28 protein-coding genes are annotated in these 22413 nt (G+C 57.0%); 17 read left to right on the top strand and 11 right to left on the bottom strand.

Annotated features, from left to right (window positions below):
- The first annotated feature begins 230 nt into the window (after nt 1-230).
- Entirely contained in the window at nt 231-533 is a 303-nt protein-coding gene (locus tag BMW97_RS03435) for a hypothetical protein (protein WP_045910451.1), read from the top strand.
- Nucleotides 534-647: 114 nt separating this feature from the next.
- On the opposite strand, the gene BMW97_RS03430 is transcribed toward BMW97_RS03435, so the two are convergent.
- From BMW97_RS03430 to BMW97_RS03400, 7 genes are all read right to left on the bottom strand, one after another.
- Complete coding sequence (locus BMW97_RS03430; RefSeq protein WP_045910452.1) at nt 648-1247, bottom strand: NAD(P)H-dependent oxidoreductase; 600 nt, start codon at nt 1245-1247, stop codon at nt 648-650.
- 74 nt (nt 1248-1321) lie between these two features.
- Nucleotides 1322-1915: a TetR/AcrR family transcriptional regulator gene (locus tag BMW97_RS03425; protein ID WP_045910453.1), complete on the bottom strand. Its 594-nt coding sequence runs from the start codon at nt 1913-1915 to the stop codon at nt 1322-1324.
- Between the two features lie 34 nt (nt 1916-1949).
- Nucleotides 1950-5039: an efflux RND transporter permease subunit gene (locus BMW97_RS03420; RefSeq protein ID WP_090392531.1), complete on the bottom strand. Its 3090-nt coding sequence runs from the start codon at nt 5037-5039 to the stop codon at nt 1950-1952.
- A complete protein-coding gene (locus tag BMW97_RS03415; protein WP_045910455.1) occupies nt 5036-6145 on the bottom strand; it encodes an efflux RND transporter periplasmic adaptor subunit in 1110 nt (369 codons plus the stop codon). The genes BMW97_RS03420 and BMW97_RS03415 overlap by 4 nt, the downstream gene beginning before the upstream one ends.
- A gap of 74 nt (nt 6146-6219) precedes the next feature.
- Nucleotides 6220-6834 carry a TetR/AcrR family transcriptional regulator gene (locus BMW97_RS03410; protein ID WP_045910456.1) on the bottom strand — a complete coding sequence of 205 codons (615 nt, stop codon included), beginning with the start codon at nt 6832-6834 and terminating at the stop codon, nt 6220-6222.
- Nucleotides 6835-7142: 308 nt separating this feature from the next.
- On the bottom strand, nt 7143-7457 hold the full coding sequence (locus BMW97_RS03405) for a PTS sugar transporter subunit IIB (RefSeq protein WP_045910457.1): 315 nt from the start codon (nt 7455-7457) through the stop codon (nt 7143-7145).
- An 83-nt stretch (nt 7458-7540) separates the two neighbouring features.
- Nucleotides 7541-8452 carry a LysR family transcriptional regulator gene (locus BMW97_RS03400; protein WP_045910458.1) on the bottom strand — a complete coding sequence of 304 codons (912 nt, stop codon included), beginning with the start codon at nt 8450-8452 and terminating at the stop codon, nt 7541-7543.
- Nucleotides 8453-8551: 99 nt separating this feature from the next.
- Here BMW97_RS03400 and BMW97_RS03395 point away from each other — a divergent pair, with 99 nt between their 5' ends.
- The 3 genes from BMW97_RS03395 (at nt 8552) to BMW97_RS03385 (ending at nt 10988) form a co-directional block, all read left to right on the top strand.
- Nucleotides 8552-9667, top strand: a complete 1116-nt coding sequence (locus BMW97_RS03395; RefSeq protein ID WP_045910459.1) for an alkene reductase — start codon at nt 8552-8554, stop codon at nt 9665-9667.
- Nucleotides 9664-10383, top strand: coding sequence for an SDR family oxidoreductase (locus tag BMW97_RS03390; protein WP_045910460.1), 720 nt, complete (start codon nt 9664-9666; stop codon nt 10381-10383). Before BMW97_RS03395 ends, BMW97_RS03390 begins: the two co-directional genes overlap by 4 nt.
- Before the next feature lie 65 nt (nt 10384-10448).
- Entirely contained in the window at nt 10449-10988 is a 540-nt protein-coding gene (locus tag BMW97_RS03385; RefSeq protein WP_045910461.1) for an ester cyclase, read from the top strand.
- Nucleotides 10989-11027: 39 nt separating this feature from the next.
- Here BMW97_RS03385 and BMW97_RS03380 read toward each other — a convergent pair whose 3' ends face one another.
- Nucleotides 11028-11495: a nuclear transport factor 2 family protein gene (locus BMW97_RS03380; protein WP_032674724.1), complete on the bottom strand. Its 468-nt coding sequence runs from the start codon at nt 11493-11495 to the stop codon at nt 11028-11030.
- Between the two features lie 104 nt (nt 11496-11599).
- Here BMW97_RS03380 and BMW97_RS03375 point away from each other — a divergent pair, with 104 nt between their 5' ends.
- Nucleotides 11600-12178, top strand: a complete 579-nt coding sequence (locus tag BMW97_RS03375; protein ID WP_045910462.1) for a TetR/AcrR family transcriptional regulator — start codon at nt 11600-11602, stop codon at nt 12176-12178.
- A 115-nt stretch (nt 12179-12293) separates the two neighbouring features.
- On the opposite strand, the gene BMW97_RS03370 is transcribed toward BMW97_RS03375, so the two are convergent.
- Entirely contained in the window at nt 12294-12851 is a 558-nt protein-coding gene (locus tag BMW97_RS03370) for a histidine phosphatase family protein (protein ID WP_032674726.1), read from the bottom strand.
- A 172-nt stretch (nt 12852-13023) separates the two neighbouring features.
- Between BMW97_RS03370 and BMW97_RS03365 the strand changes: the two genes are divergently transcribed.
- Genes BMW97_RS03365 through BMW97_RS03350 form a run of 4 tightly spaced genes read left to right on the top strand, consistent with a single transcriptional unit; the run spans nt 13024 to nt 15014 of the window.
- Nucleotides 13024-13419, top strand: coding sequence for a DoxX family protein (locus BMW97_RS03365; protein ID WP_072052297.1), 396 nt, complete (start codon nt 13024-13026; stop codon nt 13417-13419).
- Nucleotides 13416-14048 carry a TetR/AcrR family transcriptional regulator gene (locus tag BMW97_RS03360; RefSeq protein WP_021241367.1) on the top strand — a complete coding sequence of 211 codons (633 nt, stop codon included), beginning with the start codon at nt 13416-13418 and terminating at the stop codon, nt 14046-14048. The genes BMW97_RS03365 and BMW97_RS03360 overlap by 4 nt, the downstream gene beginning before the upstream one ends.
- Nucleotides 14049-14078: 30 nt before the next feature.
- Entirely contained in the window at nt 14079-14483 is a 405-nt protein-coding gene (locus BMW97_RS03355) for a VOC family protein (protein WP_045910463.1), read from the top strand.
- 18 nt (nt 14484-14501) lie between these two features.
- A complete protein-coding gene (locus BMW97_RS03350; protein ID WP_045910464.1) occupies nt 14502-15014 on the top strand; it encodes a GNAT family N-acetyltransferase in 513 nt (170 codons plus the stop codon).
- Here the strand turns inward: BMW97_RS03350 and BMW97_RS03345 are convergent.
- A complete protein-coding gene (locus BMW97_RS03345) occupies nt 14995-15783 on the bottom strand; it encodes a hypothetical protein (RefSeq protein WP_045910465.1) in 789 nt (262 codons plus the stop codon). The genes BMW97_RS03350 and BMW97_RS03345 overlap by 20 nt on opposite strands.
- A 1-nt stretch (nt 15784) precedes the next feature.
- A complete protein-coding gene (locus tag BMW97_RS03340) occupies nt 15785-15982 on the bottom strand; it encodes a hypothetical protein (protein WP_008502331.1) in 198 nt (65 codons plus the stop codon).
- A gap of 261 nt (nt 15983-16243) precedes the next feature.
- Here BMW97_RS03340 and BMW97_RS03335 point away from each other — a divergent pair, with 261 nt between their 5' ends.
- From BMW97_RS03335 to BMW97_RS03300, 8 genes are read left to right on the top strand one after another with little or no spacing between them, the layout of a single operon-like run.
- Nucleotides 16244-16678 (top strand): nuclear transport factor 2 family protein, encoded by a 435-nt coding sequence (locus BMW97_RS03335; protein WP_045910466.1) that lies wholly within the window; start codon nt 16244-16246, stop codon nt 16676-16678.
- Nucleotides 16675-17394, top strand: a complete 720-nt coding sequence (locus BMW97_RS03330) for an SDR family NAD(P)-dependent oxidoreductase (protein WP_045910467.1) — start codon at nt 16675-16677, stop codon at nt 17392-17394. The genes BMW97_RS03335 and BMW97_RS03330 overlap by 4 nt, the downstream gene beginning before the upstream one ends.
- Complete coding sequence (locus BMW97_RS03325; RefSeq protein WP_045910468.1) at nt 17391-18650, top strand: NAD(P)/FAD-dependent oxidoreductase; 1260 nt, start codon at nt 17391-17393, stop codon at nt 18648-18650. The genes BMW97_RS03330 and BMW97_RS03325 overlap by 4 nt, the downstream gene beginning before the upstream one ends.
- Nucleotide 18651: 1 nt before the next feature.
- The gene (locus BMW97_RS03320) at nt 18652-19374 is read left to right on the top strand and encodes a DUF1365 domain-containing protein (protein ID WP_045910469.1); all 723 of its coding nucleotides are present in this window, start codon (nt 18652-18654) and stop codon (nt 19372-19374) included.
- On the top strand, nt 19371-20591 hold the full coding sequence (locus tag BMW97_RS03315) for an SAM-dependent methyltransferase (RefSeq protein ID WP_045910470.1): 1221 nt from the start codon (nt 19371-19373) through the stop codon (nt 20589-20591). The genes BMW97_RS03320 and BMW97_RS03315 overlap by 4 nt, the downstream gene beginning before the upstream one ends.
- Nucleotides 20588-21073 carry a DUF2878 domain-containing protein gene (locus BMW97_RS03310; protein WP_045910471.1) on the top strand — a complete coding sequence of 162 codons (486 nt, stop codon included), beginning with the start codon at nt 20588-20590 and terminating at the stop codon, nt 21071-21073. The genes BMW97_RS03315 and BMW97_RS03310 overlap by 4 nt, the downstream gene beginning before the upstream one ends.
- Complete coding sequence (locus BMW97_RS03305; RefSeq protein ID WP_045910472.1) at nt 21070-21591, top strand: hypothetical protein; 522 nt, start codon at nt 21070-21072, stop codon at nt 21589-21591. Before BMW97_RS03310 ends, BMW97_RS03305 begins: the two co-directional genes overlap by 4 nt.
- The gene (locus tag BMW97_RS03300; protein WP_045910473.1) at nt 21588-22115 is read left to right on the top strand and encodes a DUF3833 domain-containing protein; all 528 of its coding nucleotides are present in this window, start codon (nt 21588-21590) and stop codon (nt 22113-22115) included. Before BMW97_RS03305 ends, BMW97_RS03300 begins: the two co-directional genes overlap by 4 nt.
- The last annotated feature ends 298 nt before the right edge of the window (nt 22116-22413 follow it).

Raw genomic sequence — 22413 nt, 5'->3', positions numbered from 1 at the left:
TTCGCTGATATATCTTTTAAGTCATATCCGGACGAGCCGTTAAACTTTAAAAATTTGCTGCCGATAGTTCTTTTCAATACCATCAATATGCATGTAAAGATGAACAAAATCATATCAGCATATTTGGTAGTTGCGTATTTGTCGGCTCGACTTATTGCACAATCCAACAGTGCGAGAGACTGGATAAAAACCGTTGTGTTTCGATAAAAAATCACAAAAAGGATGTGCGTATGTTGAAAAGATTAGTCGCGGGGCAGATGAGCTTACCGATGACTTTCTGGGGATGGGGACTTTGCGGTAATTTTCTACTGGGTCTCATTGGGCTTGCTGGAGTACAGACCGGTCACCCGGCCATGGTGCCGCTTTCCTATATACTTAAAGCCATTCTGTTCAGTGCTGTACTTTCGGGCATAACTTTCATTCTGCGTCGAAAAATCACGGTATTGGGTGGGATCGCTTTTTTTATTATTTTGATTCAGGTGATTATGAGTGTAGTGATGACGATAGGCCTTTTCTCGTTATTTTTTGAATAATCACAAGAAAGAGAGTTCCGGTTTGCCAGCAGGATCCCTCACAGTTAGTAACATCGAGAACTCGTGCCTCCTTATGGCGAAGGAGGCACGCCGTTGCTGGCTGGATAGCCGATATTATTTTAGGTTACCGATCTCGTTCATGAATTCGTCAACCTGCTCGGGCGTCGCCGTGTCTGCCTGGTAAAGGATATCGAGCTTAACGTTCTTCAACCCGCAGAAGCCAAATACCCCTTCGATTATCTGCGTCTGAATCGCCGTCGAATAGCCGTGTTTATCAAACCCGGTGAGATCGCTACCGCCAGTGGCAATCAGGCGAACGGGAACATCCCGTAAATTACCCACGATCCGGCCGTCGTCAGCCACCTTATACGCCCAGTTCAGGGTCAATACGCGGTCGAACCAGCCTTTCAACAGCGCGGGAACCGACCACCAGTACACCGGGAAGACAAACACCAGCATATCCGCACGCTCGACGCGCTGCTGCTCGCGCAGAATATCGTCGGGGAGGGCGCTCGGATCCCCGTGATACAAGTCAAGATCGGCGCGAGACATGGCCGGATTAAACCCTTCAGCATGCAGATCGGCGAACTCAACCTGCATACCTTCCTCGCGTAATTTTCCGGCAATGCGGGCGGCCAGTGAATGGGACAAGGACGTGTCGACAGGGTGAGCCGTCACGATCAGCGCGTTACTCATGGCATTTGTAGCAGACATAGCAACCTCAAAATGGGGGAGAAGAGATGCCTATGTTACTATTGGTAACTTAAGTGTCAATCCACCCCCGGCGATCATTTTGTGCTATTCGCGTAGGTCGCAAGCACGCCGGTCATGGCGCCGCTGAGCGTATCTTCTGCCACATTTCGGGCGAGCACGCCGTTGCCCGCCGCGGTGCTGAGCGCCTCCGCAGCGCCAATGATGGCCGTCAGTACCGCTTCCCCCTGAACGCCTTTTAAGACGATAAAAGGCGAAAGCGCGGTGCGCAGGCAGTCGGCACATTCGGCCACGCATGCTTCCCGGAACGTCTGCAGCGCGCGAGAACCGGACAGCGCCGCGGCGATTGGCCCGGTTTCAGGCCCGGCGGCAATGGCACAGTCGATATAGGCCGCGCTGAAAAAGCGGATGGTCTTCTCCAGCGTTTTGCTGTCAACCGCCAGCGTCTCGCGGAATTTCGCCAGTTGCCGATCGCTATAGTCCTGATACAGCGCCATCAGCAGCCCTTCGCGATCGCCAAAGTGGTCGTAGGGGATGGGCTTGGTCACGTTGGCCCGTTCTGCCAGATAGCCAAGGGTCAACGCCTCGGTGCCTTGCTGACGCACGATTCCACGCGCAACCTCCAGCAGCTGCACGCGGCGGTCCTCTTTTCTTAAGCGCTTAACAACCATGCTTTCCTCAGATTAGTTATCTACCAATGGTAGTTTACACGTTTTCCGTGCCGTGCTGAACGCGTTGTTCAACCGGGCGGATCCGAAACCAGATCGCATACATCGCGGGCAGGAAGACGAGGGTAATGATCGTCCCGCCCAGCGTTCCGCCGATCAGCGTCCAAGCCAGCGTGCCCCAGAACACCGAATGCGTCAGGGGAATGAACGCCAGCACGGCCGCCATGGCGGTGAGTAAGACCGGTCGCGCTCGCTGGACCGTCGCCTCGACCACCGCCTGGAACGGATCGAGGCCGTCCTTCTGGTTATGATCGATCTGACCGATCAGAATCAGCGTATTGCGCATCAGAATGCCGGAGAGGGCGATCAAACCGACCAGCGCGTTGATGCCAAACGGCTGATTAAATATCAGCAGAGTCGGCACGACGCCAATCAGCCCCAGCGGCGCGGTTAAGAACACCATGACCATCGCGGAGAGTGAGCGCACCTGCAAAATGATGATCAGCAGCGTCAGGGCAATCATGATCGGGAACAGCGGTAACATGGCCTGCGTGGCTTTACCCGATTCCTCAATCGAACCCGCCATGTCGATACGGTAGCCGGCCGGTAGCGCATCGGCGATCGGCTGGAGCTGCTTCATGATGGCGACAGACACGTCCGGCGGCTGAAGATTGTCGGCGATATCACCCCGTACGGTAATCGTGGGGGTGCGATCGCGGCGGCGCAGGATCGGGTCTTCCATGCCGATCTCAATCCTGCCGATTTGAGACAGCGGCACGCGCTGTCCCGCATTGCCGACCAGGGTAAAGCCTTCGATTTTTGCCGGGTCAAGGCGGATACCACCCGCCGCGCGGGCAACGACGTCTACCGATCGAATATCTTCCCGCACGGAGGTGACAGGTACGCCTGATAACAGGAACTGAAGCTGCTCGGCAACGGCGCTGGAGGTTAAGCCGGTCGCCTGCAGACGGTTCTGATCGAGAGTGAAATGCAATACCGGAACGCGTGACCCCCAGTCAGTGTTGACGGTTCGCATCATCGGGCTTGCCTGAAGCACGGCTTTCACCCGTTCGGCGATGTCCTGTACCTGTTTGACGTCCGGCCCCGACACGCGCCAGGCAACCGGGAAGGGCGAATAGGGGCCAAACACCAGCTGTGTCACCCGCACGCGGGCTTCGGGCGCAAGACCGCTGGCGACGGCCTCCCTGAGCCTGAACTTAAGCGCCTCGCGTGACGTCTCGCTGTCCGTCAGGATCACGATTTTCGCAAAAGAGGGATCGGGCAGCTCGGGAGCCATTGCCAGATAGAAACGGGGCGAGCCCTGACCAATATAGGCCGTGACGATTTTGGCTTCCGGCTGCTGGCCCAGCCATGCTTCTATTTTTGCGGTTGCGGCGCTGGTTTGCGCAATCGAGGTGCCATAAGGCATCTGTACTTCAACCAGTACTTCCGGGCGATCGGAGGTCGGGAAGAACTGTTTTTTTACCAGCCCCATGCCAAGCACGGCCAGAATGAAAATGGCGACCACGGACCCGGCCACGCGCCATTTTCTGGCAATAACGCGGCCAAGGAGCTGGCGAAAACGGTTATAGCGGGGGGTGTTATAGATGGCAGCATGGCCGCCTTCCACTTTGGGGATCGCCGGCAGGATCTTCACCCCAAGATACGGTGTGAACACCACCGCCACAAACCATGAGGCAATCAGGGCGAGGCCGACAATCCAGAACATATTGCTGGTGTATTCCCCGGCGGTCGACTGGGCAAAACCATTCGGCATAAAGCCAATGGCCGTCACCAGGGTTCCGGCCAGCATCGGCGCGGCGGTGTGGCTCCAGGCGTAGGCCGAGGCTTTGATTCTGTCGTAACCTTCCTCCATCTTCACCACCATCATTTCGATGGCGATAATGGCATCGTCAACCAGCAGACCGAGGGCGAGGATCAGGGAGCCCAGCGTGACGCGGTCAAAGTTTATTCCCGCGGCTTCCATCACCACGAAAACGACCGCCAGCGTCAGCGGTACCGCCGCGGCAACTACCACCCCCACGCGCCAGCCCATGCTGACAAAACAGACCACCATGACCACAAGCAGGGCGACGAAGAATTTGATCATAAACTCATCGACAGACGAGCGGATATTCACGGACTGGTCGGTGACTTTGGTCAGGGTCATGCCAAGCGGCAGGCTATCGTTGATTTTCGCCGTTTCCGCATCCAGCGCTTTACCCAGCGCCAGGCCGTTCCAGCCCTCACGCATGACAATGCCCAGCAGCAGGGCGGGTTCATGCTGATTGCGTATCAGCATCGTCGGGGGATCTTCGTAGCCTCGTTCAACCGTTGCCACATCAGACAGCGTGAGCGTTTTGCCCTTGGCGACTAAAGGCGTATCGCGGATTTTCTGCAGTTCATCGAACGCGCCATCCAGGCGGATAAAAATCTGCGCGCCCCGGGTCTCAATGGCTCCCGCCGCGGCCAGGGCGTTCTGGCTATTGAGGGCATTGAAAATATCCTGCGGTGAGAGGCCCATCGTCGCCAGACGGTCATGGGAGAAGGCGATATAAATCCGCTCGGCCTGTTCGCCGATAATGTTCACTTTCTTCACGCCGGGAACGTGCAGAAGCTGCTGTCGCAGGCCTTCGGCATCGCGTACCAGCTGCCGCTGCGGTTCGCCTTTTGCTTTCAGGGCAAAGAGGGCAAAGGTGACATCCGAGAATTCATCATTGATCATCGGGCCAATGACGCCCGCCGGAAGACGCAGGGATTCATCACCAAGCTTCTTACGCGCCTGATAGAACTCCTCCTGCACTTCAGAAGGCGGGGTTTTGTCCTGCAGTGACAAGGTGATATACGCCATGCCGGGGCGGGTGTAGGTTTCCGTACGGTCATACCATTTGAGCTCCTGCAGGCGCTTTTCCAGCGGTTCGGTCACCTGATCCTGGATCTCCTGCGCGGTTGCGCCCGGCCAGACGGCGATCGCCGTCATCTGCTTCACGGTGAAGGGCGGATCTTCCGCGCGTCCCAGTCCAAAAAAAGCGTAAATACCGGCAATCGTCACCAGAACGATCAGAAAGAGCGTGACGGAACGCTCGCGGACGGCCAGCGCTGACAGGTTGAAGTGACGTTGGCTCATGGCGCATTCTCCGCCGGAGCGGCATGGCGCTGTTCTGCCAGCCTGACAACTTCACCTTCGTGCAGAAGATGGGCGCCTAACGCAACGATCTTCTCCCCAGGCTTCACGCCACCCGTGACCTGGACCGCATCTTCGCCCACGCTCAGCACCTTAACCGGCGTCCATGTGACCTTTTCTGGCTGGGCGGAAATGCGCCAGACGCCAGGCCCTTTACCCGCATCGTAGAGTGAGGCCAGCGGGACCTGCATCGCCTGATCTTCCGTTTTCGCGTCTTCAATGCTGAGCGTGACGGTCGCCCCCAGCGGCGCGTTCGCCAACTGACCATCCAGCACGTAGCGGGCTTCATACGTGCGGGTTGTGGCATCCGCGGAGTCAGACAGCAGGCGCAACGTCGCGGTGACCGGGTGTTGTTCACTGCCATAAAGCGTGGCCTGCGCTTCGCTGCCCACGGCAGGGCGCAGCGTCTCCGGAAGCTGGACAAGCGCTTCGCGCTGTCCTGCTCTGGCAAGGCGGATGACGACCTGCCCGGCGCTAACGACCTGACCGGGTTCGGCGAGCGTCTCCATCACCACGCCGTCTGAATCCGCCAGCAGTACGGCATAGCCCGTGGCGTTTTGCGCCACGTTGGCCTGCGCGCGGGCAGCGCTGAGATCCGCCCGGGCCGTATCGGCCGCCGCTTTAATCTGATCGTACTCCGAGGCGGAAACCGCGCCGGACGCCACCAGGCCGCGATAACGCGCCTCATCGCTGGTGGCTTTTCTCGCCCGCGCCTGGGCAGCATCCACCGCGCGCTGCTGCGCCTGGGCCTGTAATTTCAGGTCAACAGGATCGAGACGCAGCAAAGGCTGTCCCTGTCTGACGGTCTGCCCGGTATCCACCAGGCGTTCGAGGATTTTTCCCTGAACCCTGAAGCCCAGGTCGCTTTGCGTTCTGGCCACCACCACGCCCGTGAAGGCGCGGGCGGCAGGGTTCGCCATCTCGACAGAGGCTGATCTGACAAGCGGTGGCTTAGTGCGCGGATCGTCACTCGCGGAATTATCGCCGCACGCCACCAGGGCAAACGGCAGAAGACATACGGCAACGCGGGCTGAAGTGAGCCTGAGCATGGGAAACCTTATTGAAGTAACAGGACGGTATCCGCATTCTCTGACTAGTGACCAATAATGTCAATGGTCACAAATTAGGGGGCCAGGCTTCTTAATATCAGTGAGGAGAGAAGCACCGCGGCAGCAGGGGCCATTTCAAGGTTGTACTGCAACTGAACGGGATTAATAAAAGGACACATCACCATGTGGATGGCCTGAGTGACCTCATCCAGCGGCGTTTTTCTTTCAAACTCTCCGGCCTGCCTGCCTTCGATAATGATGCTCTCAATCAGCTTCATCAGGCTTTCAGCATACCGTTCTGTCGACGGCCACTGCTCGCGCGCGGCGACGGCGGCGATGTCGTAAAGCTTGCGATCGTGGAAAAACAGCTCGCTTCCTGCCTCGGTAAGCGCTTTGAAGAGCCGGCGTAATTTTTCGCTTGCTGACGGTGCACCCTCAAGGGCGGAAAGCACTGCCGCCATGATCAGCTCCAGGCGGTTAGCGCAGATCACCTCGCCGATAGCCTGTTTGGAATCGAAGAACTTATAAATGTAGGACTTTGAAAAACCGATCGATTTCGCCAGCTCGGCGACGGTGGTTTTTTCATAGCCGTAGTGACCGAAGTGCTCAAAAGCCGCTTCGACGATTTGCTCTCTGACAGAGTGGTCAAGCGGACCACGTATTGATGGGGCGTTCATAGTTTTAGTCATTATGTAAGCTTAGCGCGACAGGCGACGATTAACAACGAGTGACCATTTAGTACTTTGGTTACCGTCATTGATCATGAGCCCTTCAGATGGGACGATCAACCCGGTGGGGTAAGTGTATCACTGTTTTTCGCGCACTATGGCATCTATCTGCCGACGATAAGCGAGGGTTTCAGCGCAGTTCCCTTGCGCTGAGCAAAGACCTTTTTTGCTTAAGCCGAGAGTGGACGCAATATGATCAGAATGTCCGAGGAAACCGTGTTTTGATCGGCGGGTGAGAGGAGGCCGCAGAACCGATGCGGCCTTATATTTCAGGCAGCCAGTTCAGGCATCTGTTCCTTTACGAAATCCAATACCTTCCTCGCGTCCAGAGAGGCATAGGGAAGACTCTCAACGATGGCGAGTGAACGCGTATTACCCACCGTTTCTTTTATCTCATCGAGTTTGTACTGAATGTGCGGTGCGATGAGAAACCCATCGAAGGCGGGAGCGACGCTGGCGAAGTTATCCAGCCCTACAGCGCTAATCATCAGCGGATAGCCTTCGCGTTCTGCCAGAGACTGCATCTTTTTGGCGAGGGAGTTTGCGGTATTACCAAACAAACAACATATCAGAAGCTTTTTCATGTTTTGTTCCTCCTGAAAACCGCTCTCAGGGTAGTCCTGAGGGGGGCACCGAAATGGGCGCTGTCTCTTATTTTGGCGACAAATTAATGTTCTTTTAGCCAGTCGAGAAAAAACTGGCTGAACGCCGTAACCTGAAGCGGCTGCAGCTTGCGCTGCGGATAAACAAACTGCAGCCCGACATCTTTGCGATCGTATCGGCTAAAGCCGGTGAAGCTGTCGGCAAACAGCACCGTGAGTCTTCCGGCCTCAACGTCGTCTTTGACGTCCCACCACGATTTCCCCGCGATGCCGGCCCCGCTGAGCGCCCACTGACGAAGCACTGCGCCGTCGTCGCACACCATGGCGGGCTCGACGCGTACAATGTTTTCCTCTCCCTCTTTTTCAAAACGCCATTCGTTCATCACCACGCCCTGAGACTCCAGCGCCAGGCACCGGTGTCGGACTAAATCTGCAAACGTGGCGGGGATGCCGTGGTCGTTAAGATACGCCCCGGAGGCAACCAGCACCCGATGGTTCGGGCGGATGTTTCTGACGACAAGGCTGCTGTCCGGCAGGTTACCGAAACGCACGCTCATATCCAGCCGGTTAGCAACCAGATCCTCAACGTGTTCTTTTAGCGAGATGTAAAATTTTACGGCAGGATGGCGTCGGGAAAATTCAATGACGGCAGGGCTGAGATACTGTCTGCCAAAGTCCGAGGGAGAGGAAAGGCGAATGTTGCCGCTGAGCACGCCCTCTTTTTGCGTCAGCAGCGACTCGGCGTGATGCACCTCTTCCAGCACGCGCAGCGCGGCGTGGTAAAACTCTTCGCCTGCGCGGGTCAGGGTGAGGGATCGCGTGGAGCGATGAAACAGCCGCGTCTGGTAACGCTCCTCAATCGCCTTCAGCCTGGCCGTCATGGTGGCAGGGGAAAGCGACAGGCGTCGTCCGGCGGCGGAAAGACTTCCGGCCCTGGCGACTTCCACCAGTAAGGCCATGTCTTCGAGTTTACCCATTATTCATTTTTTCCGAAAAGTGCATCTATTTTTATCGTAATTATCAAAATCAGATGCCGACTGTAAAGTGATTTCATCCAAACCATAAGGGATGAAAACATGAAACCTACCTCACTCTTTGAACGTTACAGGCTGGGTCAGTTAGAGCTGAAAAATCGTATCGTCATGGCACCGATGACCCGCGCGCGCTCCCTTCAGCCGGGCAACATTCCCTCCGCGCTGATGGCCGAGTATTACCGGCAGCGGGCCAGCGCGGGGTTAATCATCACCGAAGCCACGCAGATCTCGCCTCAGGGTCAGGGATACTCCTGGACGCCCGGCATCCATTCGCCGGAGCAGGTTTCAGGATGGCAGCTCACGACGGGGGCCGTGCATCAGGCGGGCGGCGTCATTTTTTCTCAGCTCTGGCACGTTGGGCGAATGTCGCACGCCAGTTTTCACCCGGACGGTCAGCCCGTCGCCCCGTCAGCGCTGGCCCCGGACGCGCAGGTGTGGGTGGTGAATGAGCGTGGTGAAGGCGAGATGGTTGACTGCCCGCAGCCGAGAACGCTCTCACGCAAGGACATTCAGAACATCGTCGCGGACTATCGCCAGGCCGCTTTGAATGCCGTCCAGGCCGGGTTTGATGGTGTGGAGATCCACGGTGGAAACGGCTATCTGATCGACCAGTTCCTGCGCCAAACCTCCAACAAACGCACGGACGAGTACGGCGGCACGCTGGCGAACCGGATCCGCTTCGCCCAGGAAGTGTTAAGCGCGATTGCCGAAGCCATTGGTCACGAACGTACGGGCATCCGTCTTTCGCCGTTTATTACCCAGCGCGGGATGAACGACCCGCAGGTCTCTGAAGCCATACTCGCGCTTGCGGCCTGGTGCGAACAAAAGGGGATTGCGTTCATCCACCTGGCGGAAGCCGACTGGGACGACGCGCCGCAGATACCCGAGCGTTTCCGTCAATCCCTTCGTGAGACCTTCAGCGGAACCCTGATCGTCGCAGGTAACTATGACCTTGCAAAAGCCGAAGAAATTCTGGCGGCGGGCTATGCCGATTTGATTGCCTTCGGACGACCGTTTATTGCCAACCCGGATTTGCCTCACCGGCTGGCGCACCGCTTGCCGCTGGCCCAGGTGCGCGACCCCGCCACGCTGTTTGGCGGCACCGCGACGGGATATACCGATTACCCAACGTACACCCTGGAGGAGGAAACGTTATGACCCGTAAAACCTTAATTATCGGCGGCGCTTCCGGCATCGGTTTCGCCGTGGGCACTCTGCTTACCGGGCGCGGCGAGGAGATTATTCTTGCGGGGCGCGACAGCGCGAAACTGGACGCGGCACGGCAACGACTGAGCGCTCATGCCGCGTCTGTTAGCACCCTCGTGCTGGATATCAGCCGTGAGGCAGAGCTTGTTGCGCTCAGTGAAACGCTGGGCGAGGTCAGTAATATTGTCGTCACGGCGGGTTCACAGGCGCCGGGCGGGCTGCTTTCCGGGCTGGATCTCCGTGCGGCAAGAGTGGCCTTTGATACAAAATTTTGGGGAAGCCTCAATGTCGCCCGCTATCTCAGCGGGAACATCGCTCCCCGCGGTACGCTGACCTTCACCAGCGGCTTTGTGGCGCGCCGCACCGTGGCGGGCGCCATCGTAAAAACCACGATGAATGCCGCCATTGAGGCCGCGACAAAAGTGCTGGCGAAGGAGCTTTCCCCGCTGCGCGTCAACGTCGTGAGTCCGGGGCTGACCGACACGGAAGCGTATGCGGGGATGGACGCCGCCGCGCGGGAAAAAATGCTCGCCGGCGCGGCGGATACCCTGCCAGCCAAAGCCTGGGGAAGGGCGGAGGACATCGCGCAAGGATATCTCTTCGCCATGGACAATCCCTTTGTCACGGGGTCGGTCATTGATATTGAGGGCGGGGCGTTAATTAACTGAATCCCCACCGGTTTGAACCGCAGGAAATCGTCTGCGGGTAACGTAATACTCTGTTGAGAGACATCATGAAATATACGACGTGTTTTCGTCCATCTGTGGCGATGCTTATTCTTGCCTGTCTGTCCGGCACCACATTTTCGGCGCAGCTGGAATGGCTTCAGCCGAAACAGCTTATTGTTGATAAGAGCTTGCCCCAGGCGCAATTAAGGGCGAATGAAGCCGTTGCCAGAGAATATGCAACGTTCTGGAATACGGGAGAAGAATCCCTGGCGCGTGATGCGCTGGCGGTGAATTTCATCGATAAAACGCCCCCGGAAGGTCGTAAGCAGGGGCCTGAAGGCGCTATTTTAGCCTCGCGTGCGTTTCGCACGGCCGTGCCCGATTTGCGCTGCGACGTTGAGCAGATGATTATTTCAGGCACTCGCGTGGTTTCGCATTTGCATTTTTACGGCACATTCACCGGGACATTCGGCAAGCTGAAAGGAAAAGGGCAGAAAATAGATTTCATCGCTACGGATATTTATGAAGTCCGCGACGGTAAAATTGCGGCAAACTGGCATATTGAGGACAACCTGACGCTGATGAAACAGCTGGGCGCACTCTAAACGCATCACTCCGGGGCGCCCCGGAGTGATGTAAAAATCCTATAAGCCCAGATCGCTCAGCGACGGATGATCGTCCGGGCGTCTGCCCAGCGGCCAGTGGAACAGTCGCTCGGATTCTTTTATCGGCATATCGTTTACGCAGGCAAAACGGCGCTTCATCAAGCCGTCTGGGGCGAATTCCCAGTTTTCGTTGCCGTACGAGCGGAACCAGTTGCCTGAATCATCATGCCATTCATAGGCATAGCGGACCGCGATGCGGTTATCCGTAAAGGCCCACAGCTCTTTAATCAGACGATAATCCAGCTCTTTTTTCCATTTCCGCTCCAGAAACGCCCGGGCCTCTTCACGGTTGGTGGCGAACTCTGCACGGTTGCGCCATTGGGTATCCAGCGTATAGGCCAGCGCGACTTTCGCCGGGTCGCGACTGTTCCAGCCATCTTCTGCCAGCCTGACTTTTTCGATGGCGCTTTCACGGGTGAAGGGCGGTAAAGGAGGACGTGTGTTCATGGCGGTTACCTCAGTGTGATTTTATGTAGACAGGTCTGTCTACTTGGGGTAATCTATGCCTGAAAAATAACGCTGTCAACACCCTTTTTGAGGCTGTCGAAAAAATGAAAACCGAACACGCAGGCAACGAAACAAAAATTAGCGTCCGGGATAAAATATTACTCACGGCGCACGATCTGTTTTATTCCACGGGCTTCAGGGCGACGGGGGTGGATACGCTGATTAAAGAATCGAAAGTGACGAAGGTGACGTTTTATCGCCATTTTCCGAGCAAAAGTTTACTTATTCTCGCCTATTTGCACTATCGGCATGAAATATGGATTAACTGGTTTGAATCCACGCTGCGCCGACATCTCGATGAAGGCGAAATACCTGCTGATGCGATTTCTGCAACGCTCTGTGAATGGTTTATTTCGCCTGAGTTCCACGGCTGCGCGTTTATTAATGCCAGCGCAGAGGCAAAATCCGAAGATATTGAAAGCGAAATAAAAGCGATATGCCGCGATCATAAAATCGAAACAAAGAATATTATTGCGTCGCTGACGACGATCGCGGATGAGCGCGTCGTCAATGAAATCATGCTGCTCATTGACGGTGCCATTATTCATGCGCAGATGGGCATGGAGACGGATGAGGTCATCACGTCGTTGAAGAGGGCGCTGGCAGACTTAATCGGGGGCTAGCGAGGATCCCCCCTTAGTCCTCCAGACGATGGCTGACAGGTGCATTCAACATTTGCGAATAACAGTCGGCTGGCGTGCGCCGAGGATGAACAATCCTCGGCCTCAGCATGTGCCGCTATACAATGCTGTAAACCCCCGCTCCCCAGTACCCCTTACCCGGACGAGTCTGTTCTTTCCAGCCTGATGCGATCAGTTCTTTTGCAATGAACCGGTTGATGACCCCGTGCCCCATGAGCAAGACGGGGCCGTCAGAGTCCTTCGCTACATTCACCAGGATTTCTGCCGCCTTAACGGCACGTTCTTTTGCGGCGCTTACGCGCTCTGACTCGCCAGACAGGCCGCAGAGCCAAAGAACGCGAAACAGCGCTGCCCAGTAAAAAGGCGATAGCCGTAACCCCGGAATACGGAACACCGGCAGCTCTGCTTCCCGGAAAACCTCATCAATTAAGCCCGGTTCACACCCCAGCGATTTCAATGATGAAAGGGCTCGCGGGAGAGGGCTGCTGAGAAACGTCAGCGCGCGGCACGCGAGGATTTGAGCCATCTCCGAAGGTCTGTCGCGGCCCGTTGAAGAGCGGTTATAGCTGTCGATCCATCCCACCATTTCCCTGTACGACACCTTTCCCGCGCCCCTGTATTCGGGTTCGCCGTGGCGCATCAAAATAATTTCCATATGTCTTCATCGCTCACCATCCATTCACCAGAGGCAGACTAGCGCGTTCTCACACTGATTTTCACCCACCCGTTTTGGTGTTTCACGGCGTTGATCGCACTTATCAGACTTGTCGGTCTGTTAATTAATAAGTAGACTCGCCAGTCTTTTAAATGATCAAAGAGATAATTCAGTGTCAAAAATCACGTCATCTATCCCAACACTCTGTCTTTCAAGAATTTTACTGACCTTTTTCTTCTGGATGGCAGGCTTTTACGGGTTGTTCAACTTTGGAGAGATTGTGCTGGAAATGGTGGACGTGGGTCTCCCCTGGCCCGTCTTATTCGCGACAGGCACCATTCTCTGTCAGCTTGTAGGCTCTGCTCTGGTGATTTCGAATTTTGCGGGCTACGGATGGATTGGATCGGCAATGCTGATTGTGTTTACATTACTCACCATTCCGGTGGGGCATCCATTCTGGAAATTTAGCGAGCCCCAGCGCACCCAGGAGTTTCATATCGCGCTTGAACACATAACCGTTATCGGGGGGCTCATGATGAGCATGCTTTTGTCAGGTCGTAAACGATGAGAGAAAAGGTTCGGCAGAAAGGCCGCCCAAAAGATCCGTCAAAGGAGCAGGCGATACTGCAGGCCGCAAGAAGCCTGTTTCTCGAGAAAGGCCTCGATGTCACGACGGAAGAAATTGCCCGCGTTGCCGGGGTGGCAAAAGCCACGCTTTATGCCAATTTCGCGGATAAAGATCTGCTTGTTGAGGCCGTACTCCGTAAGGAATCGGATCTGACCATCAGTGACAGTGATTTTTCCGAGCGGCATCATCTGTCGTTGACCGAGGTCTTAACCGCGTTTGGCAACCGTTTTGTCCGCTTCATCAACCAGCGCGAGCTGACGGGCTGGGACCGCTTAATTGCCTCCGCCGCTATTCGTCATCCGGAGTTACCCGCGCGTTTTTATGCGGCAGGTCCCGGCAGGGCGCAGCAGATGCTGGAGACAATTATCGGTGAAGCCGTTGAAAAGGGCTTACTGATCGCGTGCTCCCCGCGCGAAGCAGCTGACGACCTGGCCGGGTTATGGCTCGGGATGACAAGCCTTGAGATAAAGCTTGGCGCCAGAAAAAGCTTATCTGATGAAGAAATTGCTCGTCGGGTTACGCATGCGATCGCTGTTTTTATGTGCGCGTATTCAGTGGAAAAGCGCTGAGCATAACCATTTAGAGTAAAGGTAACGGAAATGAGAACACAGAAACGATGCCTCGGCTGCGTGGCTATTGTGGTTGATGACTACGATCGCGCCATTGAATACTACACCGGCAAGCTGGGGTTTACCCTTGTAGAGGATACGCCCCAACCGGGAAAACGCTGGGTAGTCGTCTCACCCAACCCGGAAAGCGACTGCAATATTTTGCTGGCTCGTGCGTCTAACGAAAGGCAGGAAGGTTTTATCGGTAATCAATGCGGTGGCCGAGTTTTCCTGTTCCTTCAGACGGATGATTTTTGGCGCGATTACCATGCCATGAAAGCAAAAGGCGTTCATTTTTGTGAAGAACCTCGTGAGGAAGAGTACGGTATGGTGGTGGTGTTTGAAGATATTTACGGCAACCGCTGGGACCTCTATCAACATGCCCAACGCGGGTGATGACCAGGGATACCTTCCATGACTCTTCGAATTCGACAGGCCAGCGGGGCCGATTCTGCGCTCTTAAGCGAACTTGGATACCGCATATACCCCGCCCATTTTCAGCATCTGTGGGTATCAGACGCCGAGATGAAGGCCTTTCTGGACGGCGAGTACGCCGTTTCTGTACTTGAACAGAGCCTGATAGATAACACAGTTTCCTGGTATGTTGCAGAGACCGATCGGCCAGTGGGATTCATGAAAGTGACCTGGGACGCCATGCTTCCAGAAACGGACAAGAGGGGCGTTCTCCTCAACAAGCTCTACCTCGATCCTGCCGAGACCGGCAAGAACTATGGTCAGGACATGTTCAATAAAATTATCGACATGGCCCGGAGCAGGGGAAAGGACTATCTCTGGCTGGAAGTGCTTGAGCAGAACGCAGGAGCGTATCGGTTCTACCAGAAGCAGGGCATGCTCTGCATTAAGAACGTCCTTTTTGAAACAGCCTCACAGCAGAGCATACTCAGAATTATGGGGATGTCTCTTTAGGGCCAGGGCTCTCATCCCGCTGTGCCAGCGACAGCGCGCTGGCGCTGGCGGGATCGAACAGCGAGATGCTCTCAATTTGATTGAGTAAAATCACCTTGCGGAATGACATGGCGCTGCGGGGTTCCGAGTCGAGCGTAATGTCATGCTCGGCGTACCACCGGCTGTAATTATTCTCGATGCGCAGGTTCATCGTCTTCTCGTCCCGGTACCCGCTCAACATCGGGATCAGCACGATATTGGCCGTTTTTTCATATTCCAGCGTCGCGGTGTGGATCATACCCACGTATATCCGCCTCGAGCGGAGCGTGACCTGCGCCAGCTCGCCTTGCTCCATACATTGATAGAGCAGTTGCTCGATCCCGCTCGCCTGCGCAAGCCGTTTGTAGAGCTTTTTCCGACTCTCGCCATCCAGCCTGGCGCTGCCTGCCCAGTTAGACCGGTAGAGACAAAACAGGATGGCAAACGCCAGCATTACCACCACCGGCGCCTGAATGCCTAAAAAACTCCAGTTCATAAAGTCGATTTGCCAGTCGGTGTATTTCGGTGAGGCAAAGTGGAAAGCGTTGTTGGCGGCGGAAAGGCTAAGCAGCAGCAGCCAGAGCAACCCCGTGGCAATCACCCCCTGCAGAACGAAAATACAGCCGTAAAGCGCAACGAGAAAATAGACGTCCCAGCCAAAGGAACGCTTGATTTTAAAGCGGGTCGACAGGTCGCGGCTGGTGTACCAGTACCCGCAGACCATCAGCACCATAAATATCGCCGTTCCCATATCAGGCCCTCTTCAGCGCGTTAACGTGACGCAGAAAGTCCTGCCGCACCTCGTTGCTCTTGTAGTTCACCGAGGCGTTCCCGTCCTGGTCGATGATGATACGGTCGCCATCTTCCACGGCTTCAATAATTTCCTGCTGACTCATCACCTGCAGTAAGGATTCCGGGCTTGAGAATAGGGAGAGAAAGAAACGTTTCATGTCAGGCATCCTTATGAATAAAAAGGATAAGCCTGGAAGATGACCGCTGAATTTGCCTTAAGGATAACCTGAAAGTGAGTGAAAGCCGGGTGGCGGCTATGCCTTACCCGGCCTACAAAACCTTCAAATGAATGATCTTTCAACCTATTGATATTTATGAGTAATAAAAAATAAATTTGCACAAACTTGGACAAATAACGTTAATTGTGTAAGTTTTAATTATGCGATTACGCCACGTTGTTTACAGCCAGGATGTGACCCATGAGCACTTTGCCCTCTGTCGTGAGTCGGTTCGTCGAGTACTACGCCGCACTGGATAGCCAGCCGCCGTCCGCGCTGGCGGGGCTTTATCATTCGAATGCCACGCTTATCGATCCCTTCGGTGAGCACAACGGTATTTTTGCGCTTCAGCGCTATTTCACCCATCTGCTGGCCAACGTCGAGAACTGCCGTTTTTCTATCGATCCGCCGCTCTGCAGCGGGAACCGGTTTGTTGTCACCTGGGTGATGCACTGGTCGCATCCGCGCATTGCCGGAGGCGAACCGCTCGATCTGCCGGGGTGCTCGGTGGTGGAGACGGAAAACGATCTCATCACGCGTCAGCGGGACTACTACGATGCGGGAGAGATGATCTACGAACATCTTCCTCTGCTGGGCTGGGCGGTTCGCGGCGTGAAGCGGAGGGTAAAATCATGAAGACGGTGTTGATTACCGGCGCAAGCTCGGGGATTGGCGCCGGGCTGGCGAAATCCTTCTCTGCTGACGGCTACCATGTGATTGCCTGCGGGCGCGATCCAGCGCGTCTGGAAGCGCTGCATCAGATCTGCCCCAATCTCACCGTGCGCCTGTTCGATATGACGGACAGGGACGCCTGTCGCCAGGCGCTGACCGGCAGCTACGCCGACCTGATCATTCTCTGCGCGGGTACCTGCGAATACCTCGATGCTGGCGTGGTGGATGCGGCGCTGGTGGAGCGGGTCATGAACACCAATTTCCTTGGGCCGGTGAACTGCCTTGAGGCGCTACAATCGCAGCTGGTTGCCGGTAACCGTGTGGTGCTGGTGAGCTCAATGGCCCACTGGCTGCCTTTCCCCCGCGCAGAGGCCTACGGCGCGTCCAAAGCGGCGCTGAGCTGGTTTGCCGAGAGTTTGCGCCTGGACTGGGAGCCAAAAGGGATTGCCGTCACGGTTGTCTCTCCGGGCTTTGTCGATACGCCCCTGACGCAAAAAAATGATTTTGCCATGCCGGGCAGGGTGACCGTCGACGAGGCGGTCAAGGCGATCCGTATCGGACTGGCGGCAGGGAAAATGCACATCGCGTTTCCGTCCGGGTTTGGCTTCATTTTGCGGCTGCTCTCCGGGCTGCCTGCGTTTCTTCAGCGCACGCTGCTGCGCAGGATGGTGCGTTCATGAACATTGCGATTATCGGCAGTGGCATTGCCGGGCTGACCTGCGCCTGGCGGCTGGCCGGACACCATCAGGTGACCCTGTTTGAAGCGGGATCCACGCCGGGCGGCCACACCGCAACGGTTGACGTGACGACGCCACAGGGTACATACGCGATCGATACCGGGTTTATCGTCTACAACGACCGTACCTATCCGCGCTTTATGGGCCTGCTCAGCGAGCTGGGCATCAGCGGGCAAAAAACGCAGATGAGCTTTTCGGTGCACGACCCCGCGACGGGGTTTGAGTACAACGGCCACACGCTGACGTCGCTGTTTGCCCAGCGTCGAAACCTGGTGAATCCGGCATTCTGGCGGCTGCTGGGCGAGATCGTTCGCTTTAACCGCCTGGCAAAACAGGCGCTGGACGGGGAAGTGGATCCGAACGCCACGCTGCAGACGTTTCTGGACCAGCACGGCTTTACGCCGTTTTTTGCGCGCCACTACATTCTGCCGATGGGGGCCGCCATCTGGTCATCGTCGCTGCAGGAGATGACGCGCTTCCCGCTGCCGCTCTTTTTACGTTTCTTCCAAAACCACGGTCTGCTTGATATCACTCATCGCCCGCAGTGGTACGTGGTGCCGGGCGGCTCGCGGGAGTATATCCGCGCGATGCTGGACAAACTGGGCGACCGGCTGACGCTGCATCTCAATTCACCGGTGCAGCGGGTGAGCCGCCACGAGGACGGGGTCACGCTCCAGCTCGAAAACGGCAGCCATACCTTCGATCAGGTGATATTTGCCTGCCACTCCGCTCAGGCGCTGGCCATGCTTGACGACCCGACCACCGCAGAGCGCGAGGTGCTGGGCGATATCGGCTGGCAGCGCAACGAGGTTGTGTTGCACAGCGACCCGCGCTGGCTGCCGGTGCGGCCGCGCGCCTGGGCCAGCTGGAACTACCGCCTGAGCGAGCAGGCGCAGGCCAGCGCCTGTGTCACCTACAACATGAATATCCTGCAGGGGCTGCCTGCGGGCAGCCCGCTGTTCTGCGTCACCCTGAACCCGGACGCGCCGGTGGATGAGCGCTTCGTTCTGCAACGCTTCGTTTATGAGCATCCGCTGTTTAACCCGCAAAGCTGGCAGGCGCAGGCGCGGCGCGGCGAGATCAACGGCCACCGGCGGAGCTGGTTCTGCGGAGCCTACTGGTACAACGGTTTTCATGAGGACGGGGTGCGCAGCGCGCTGGACGTGGTCAATGCGATAGCGGCCGGGGAGGGGAACTGAGATGAACAGCTGCCTTTACCACGGCGTATTACGCCACCGCCGCCTGCAGCCGAAAACCCATGAATTTCGCTACAGCGTGTTTATGGCCTGGCTGGATCTCGATGAGCTGCCGCTGCTCGCGTCCGTCGGCGTGCGACGCAATCGCTTTGCTGCCGCCTCTTTCCATGACGCGGACTATCCGCTCGGCACGCCGCTTAAAGAGAACGTGCTGAGCAGGCTGGAGAGCCTGACCGGGGAACGTCCTGACGGGCGGGTCATGCTCCTGACGCAGCTGCGCTATTTCGGCTTTCATTTCAATCCGGTCAACTTTTACTACTGCTATGACGGGAAGGAGACTCTGCGCTGGGTACTGGCCGAGGTTCGCAACACGCCGTGGAACGAGCGGCATTATTACGCGGTCGACGGGCAACATGCCCAGCCTACGGAAAAAGCGTTTCACGTTTCCCCCTTCAACCCGATGGACATGATCTACCACTGGCGCTTCAACGACCCGGATAACACGCTGCATATGCACATTGAAAATCATCAGGAGGCGAAGGTGTTCGACGCCACGCTGGCGCTACGCCGGGAGCCTCTGACGCGCCCCGCGCTGCGTTCGCTGCTTCTGCGCATCCCGCTTATGACCCTGAAAACCGTTTTCGCCATTTACTGGCAGGCGCTGCGCCTGTGGCTCAAGCGCGTGCCGCTGTATAACCATCCCGTCAGCAGGAGTGAACGCTCATGACCGATCCCGTCTTTGCGTTAGAACCCGATATCCCGCGCAACGTGCGCTTTGCGCGCTGGCTGCTTTTTCGTCTGTTAAGCGGTATCCGCGGCGGCTCGCTCACGCTGCGTGAAGGGGCGCAGACCTTTCATTTTGGTGAGTCATCCTCCGCGCTGCATGCCGACGTGCAGATCCTCACGCCCGGCGTCTACTGGCGTGTCTTAACGGGCGGGAGCCTTGCCGCGGCAGAAGCCTGGATGGACGGCGAATGGGAAACTACGCACCTTACGCCGCTACTGGAACTTCTGGCGCTCAACGGCGAGGTGCTTGGCCGTCTGGAAAACGGGTTCCGTCTGTTCGGCAGGCCGCTGGAGCGGCTACGGCACTGGACGCGACGAAACTCCCGCGCGCAGGCGCGTGAAAATATTGCCGCCCATTACGATCTGGGTAACACCTTCTATGCCCATTTTCTGGATAAGGAGCTCCTCTATTCCAGCGCCTTGTTTACGGAGGAAGAACAGGATCTCACGGCGGCCCAGCAGGCCAAAATGGCGCGTCTGTGCGAACAGCTGGCGCTGAAGCCGGGCGATCATCTGCTGGAAATTGGCACTGGCTGGGGGGCGATGGCGGAATACGCGGCCCGTCATTATGGCTGTCGGGTGACCACCACCACGCTATCGCAGGAGCAATACGTCTGGGCGACCGAACGAATTGCCCGCGCCGGACTACAGGATCGGGTCGAGGTGCTGCTCTGCGACTATCGCGACCTCACCGGGCAGTATGACAAGCTGGTCTCGATAGAGATGATTGAAGCCGTCGGGCAGCGCTATCTGCCCACATTCTTCCGTACCTGTCAGGCGCGGCTGCGCCCGGGAGGACGCATGGCGATTCAGGCCATCACCATTCAGGACCAGCGCTATCGCGACTACAGCAAAAGCGTCGATTTTATCCAGCGCTACATTTTCCCCGGCGGCTTCCTGCCGAGCATCACCGCGATGAACGATCTGATGACGCGCCACACCGATTTCGTGGTGCGCAATCTGTTCGACATGGGGCCGGACTACGCCCGCACGCTGGCGCACTGGCGGCAGCGCTTTGTCCACGCCTGGCAGGAGATTGAAAAGCTCGGCTTTGATGAGCGGTTTCGCCGCATGTGGCTGTACTACTTTGGCTACTGCGAAGCCGGGTTTAACGCCCGCACCATCAGCGTGGTGCAGCTGACCGCCGAGCGCGTATGAAACGATATCTTCAGGTCTTTCTGCTGGCCGTCGCGTTCGATCTTTACTGGACGCTGGTGGTGCTCTTTCGCGAAAAGGGCCTGATTATCTGGCTCGCGCTGGCGATCCTGGCGTGCCTGCTCTTGCCGTCTGTATACCGTTTTTACGCCATCGGGCTGGCCGCGGCGGGCAGTTTGCTGGATACGCTCTGGGCGCTGACGGGACTGATAGCCTTCACGGGCGAGTCTCTGATGCCGCTATGGATGGTGGCATTGTGGCTGATGTTCGCCACCGTCTGGACGCAGCTTACGCGCACCACCACGTTGCCCGGCTGGCTGCTGACCCTGCTGGCCGCCGTGGGAGGCCCGGTGGCGTACCTGATTGGCGAGCGGCTGGATGCCATTTCATTTCTGGAGCCGACTTTTATCGTCGTCAGCTGGATGGCGCCGGGTTGGCTGGTGTTGATGCTGTTTTTCCACCTGCTGATGGGGAGACAAAAATGAGAGCTACGATTTTGCTGCTTTGGCTGATCGCCCTGCCTGCGGCCCAGGCCGCCGACTGGCTGGCGTGGCGTAAGGTGGGCGATGCCACGCTCACCTGGGGGCCGTTCACCGTCTACACCTCCCAGCTGCGTACGCCGGATGGGCGTTACGGTCGGGAGAACCAGGATCAGGCGCTGATAATTACCTATGCGCGCGACATCGATCGCGATGAGCTGGTCGAGGCGACCCGCGACCAGTGGCAGGCGCAGGGGATCCTGGCGCAGGAACCGCAAAGCGAAGCCTGGCTGCGGATGCTCCGGTCGCTGTGGCCCGATGTTCGACCGGGCTCACAGCTGGCGTTTGTCCTTAATGACCAGCAGGGGCAGTTCTGGTACCGCGATCCGACCCTTCAGAAAACCTTTATTCCCCTGGGACCACGCCAGTCAGAAGCGTTCAGTACCCGTTTTCTGGCCATCTGGCTGGCTCCCCGTACGCAATATCCTGAGCTGCGTCAGCAGTTAATCGGAGGCCAAAAATGAAACGTTTCCTGATGATGGTGCTGGCATTAACGATGCTGCTGGCGGGCTGTAGCACGGAGGTGACCGAATACCGCCACCAGCAGCCGCGGCTGGATATCTTCCACTTCTTCCAGGGCAAAACCGAAGCGTGGGGGATGGTGCAGGATCGCAGCGGCAAGCAGATCCGACGTTTTCACGTTGAGATTGCCGGGGACGTTATCGGCGATACGCTGACCCTGAACGAGCACTTCGTTTACGACGACGGCGAGAAGCAACAGCGAGTCTGGCATATCCGGCGCCTGGGGAACGATCGCTACGAGGGCACGGCGGGGGATATCGAAGGGGTTGCGACTGGGCAGGCCGCAGGCAACGCCTTCAACTGGCATTACAGCATGAACGTGAAGGCCAACGGCAGCACCTGGCTACTGAACTTTGACGACTGGATGTACCTGCAGGATGAGAACCATCTGTTTAATAAAACCGAGATGAAGAAACTGGGCGTCACCGTCGCCACGGTGACGCTGTTCTTTACCCGTAAAGAGTGATGATACGAGCAGTGAACAATCCCCTCGCCCCTATGGGGAGAGGGTTAGGGTGAGGGGAACATACGGCTAAGGTGGTATTTCCGTTCACTTTATGTTCCTTGCTACTCTGTAACGACATGACCGGTGAACGTGCCAGGGTGGCTCAGTCGCCACCACCCTGGCGACCCGGGCTCCCGGCGGTAAATCGCCGCTTCGCGGTACCCTCAGCTTATTCCTTCAGGCTATCGGGTCGGGCATGAGCCTGCATCCCTGCAGGCCACGCCCTCTCGGCGCATCCCTGCGCCTCGCCCCGGCCTTA

Source organism: Enterobacter sp. NFIX58 (assembly GCF_900110475.1).
GTDB classification, from domain to species: Bacteria; Pseudomonadota; Gammaproteobacteria; order Enterobacterales; family Enterobacteriaceae; genus Enterobacter; species Enterobacter quasiroggenkampii.
This window is presented reverse-complemented; position numbering and strand designations above follow the sequence as displayed.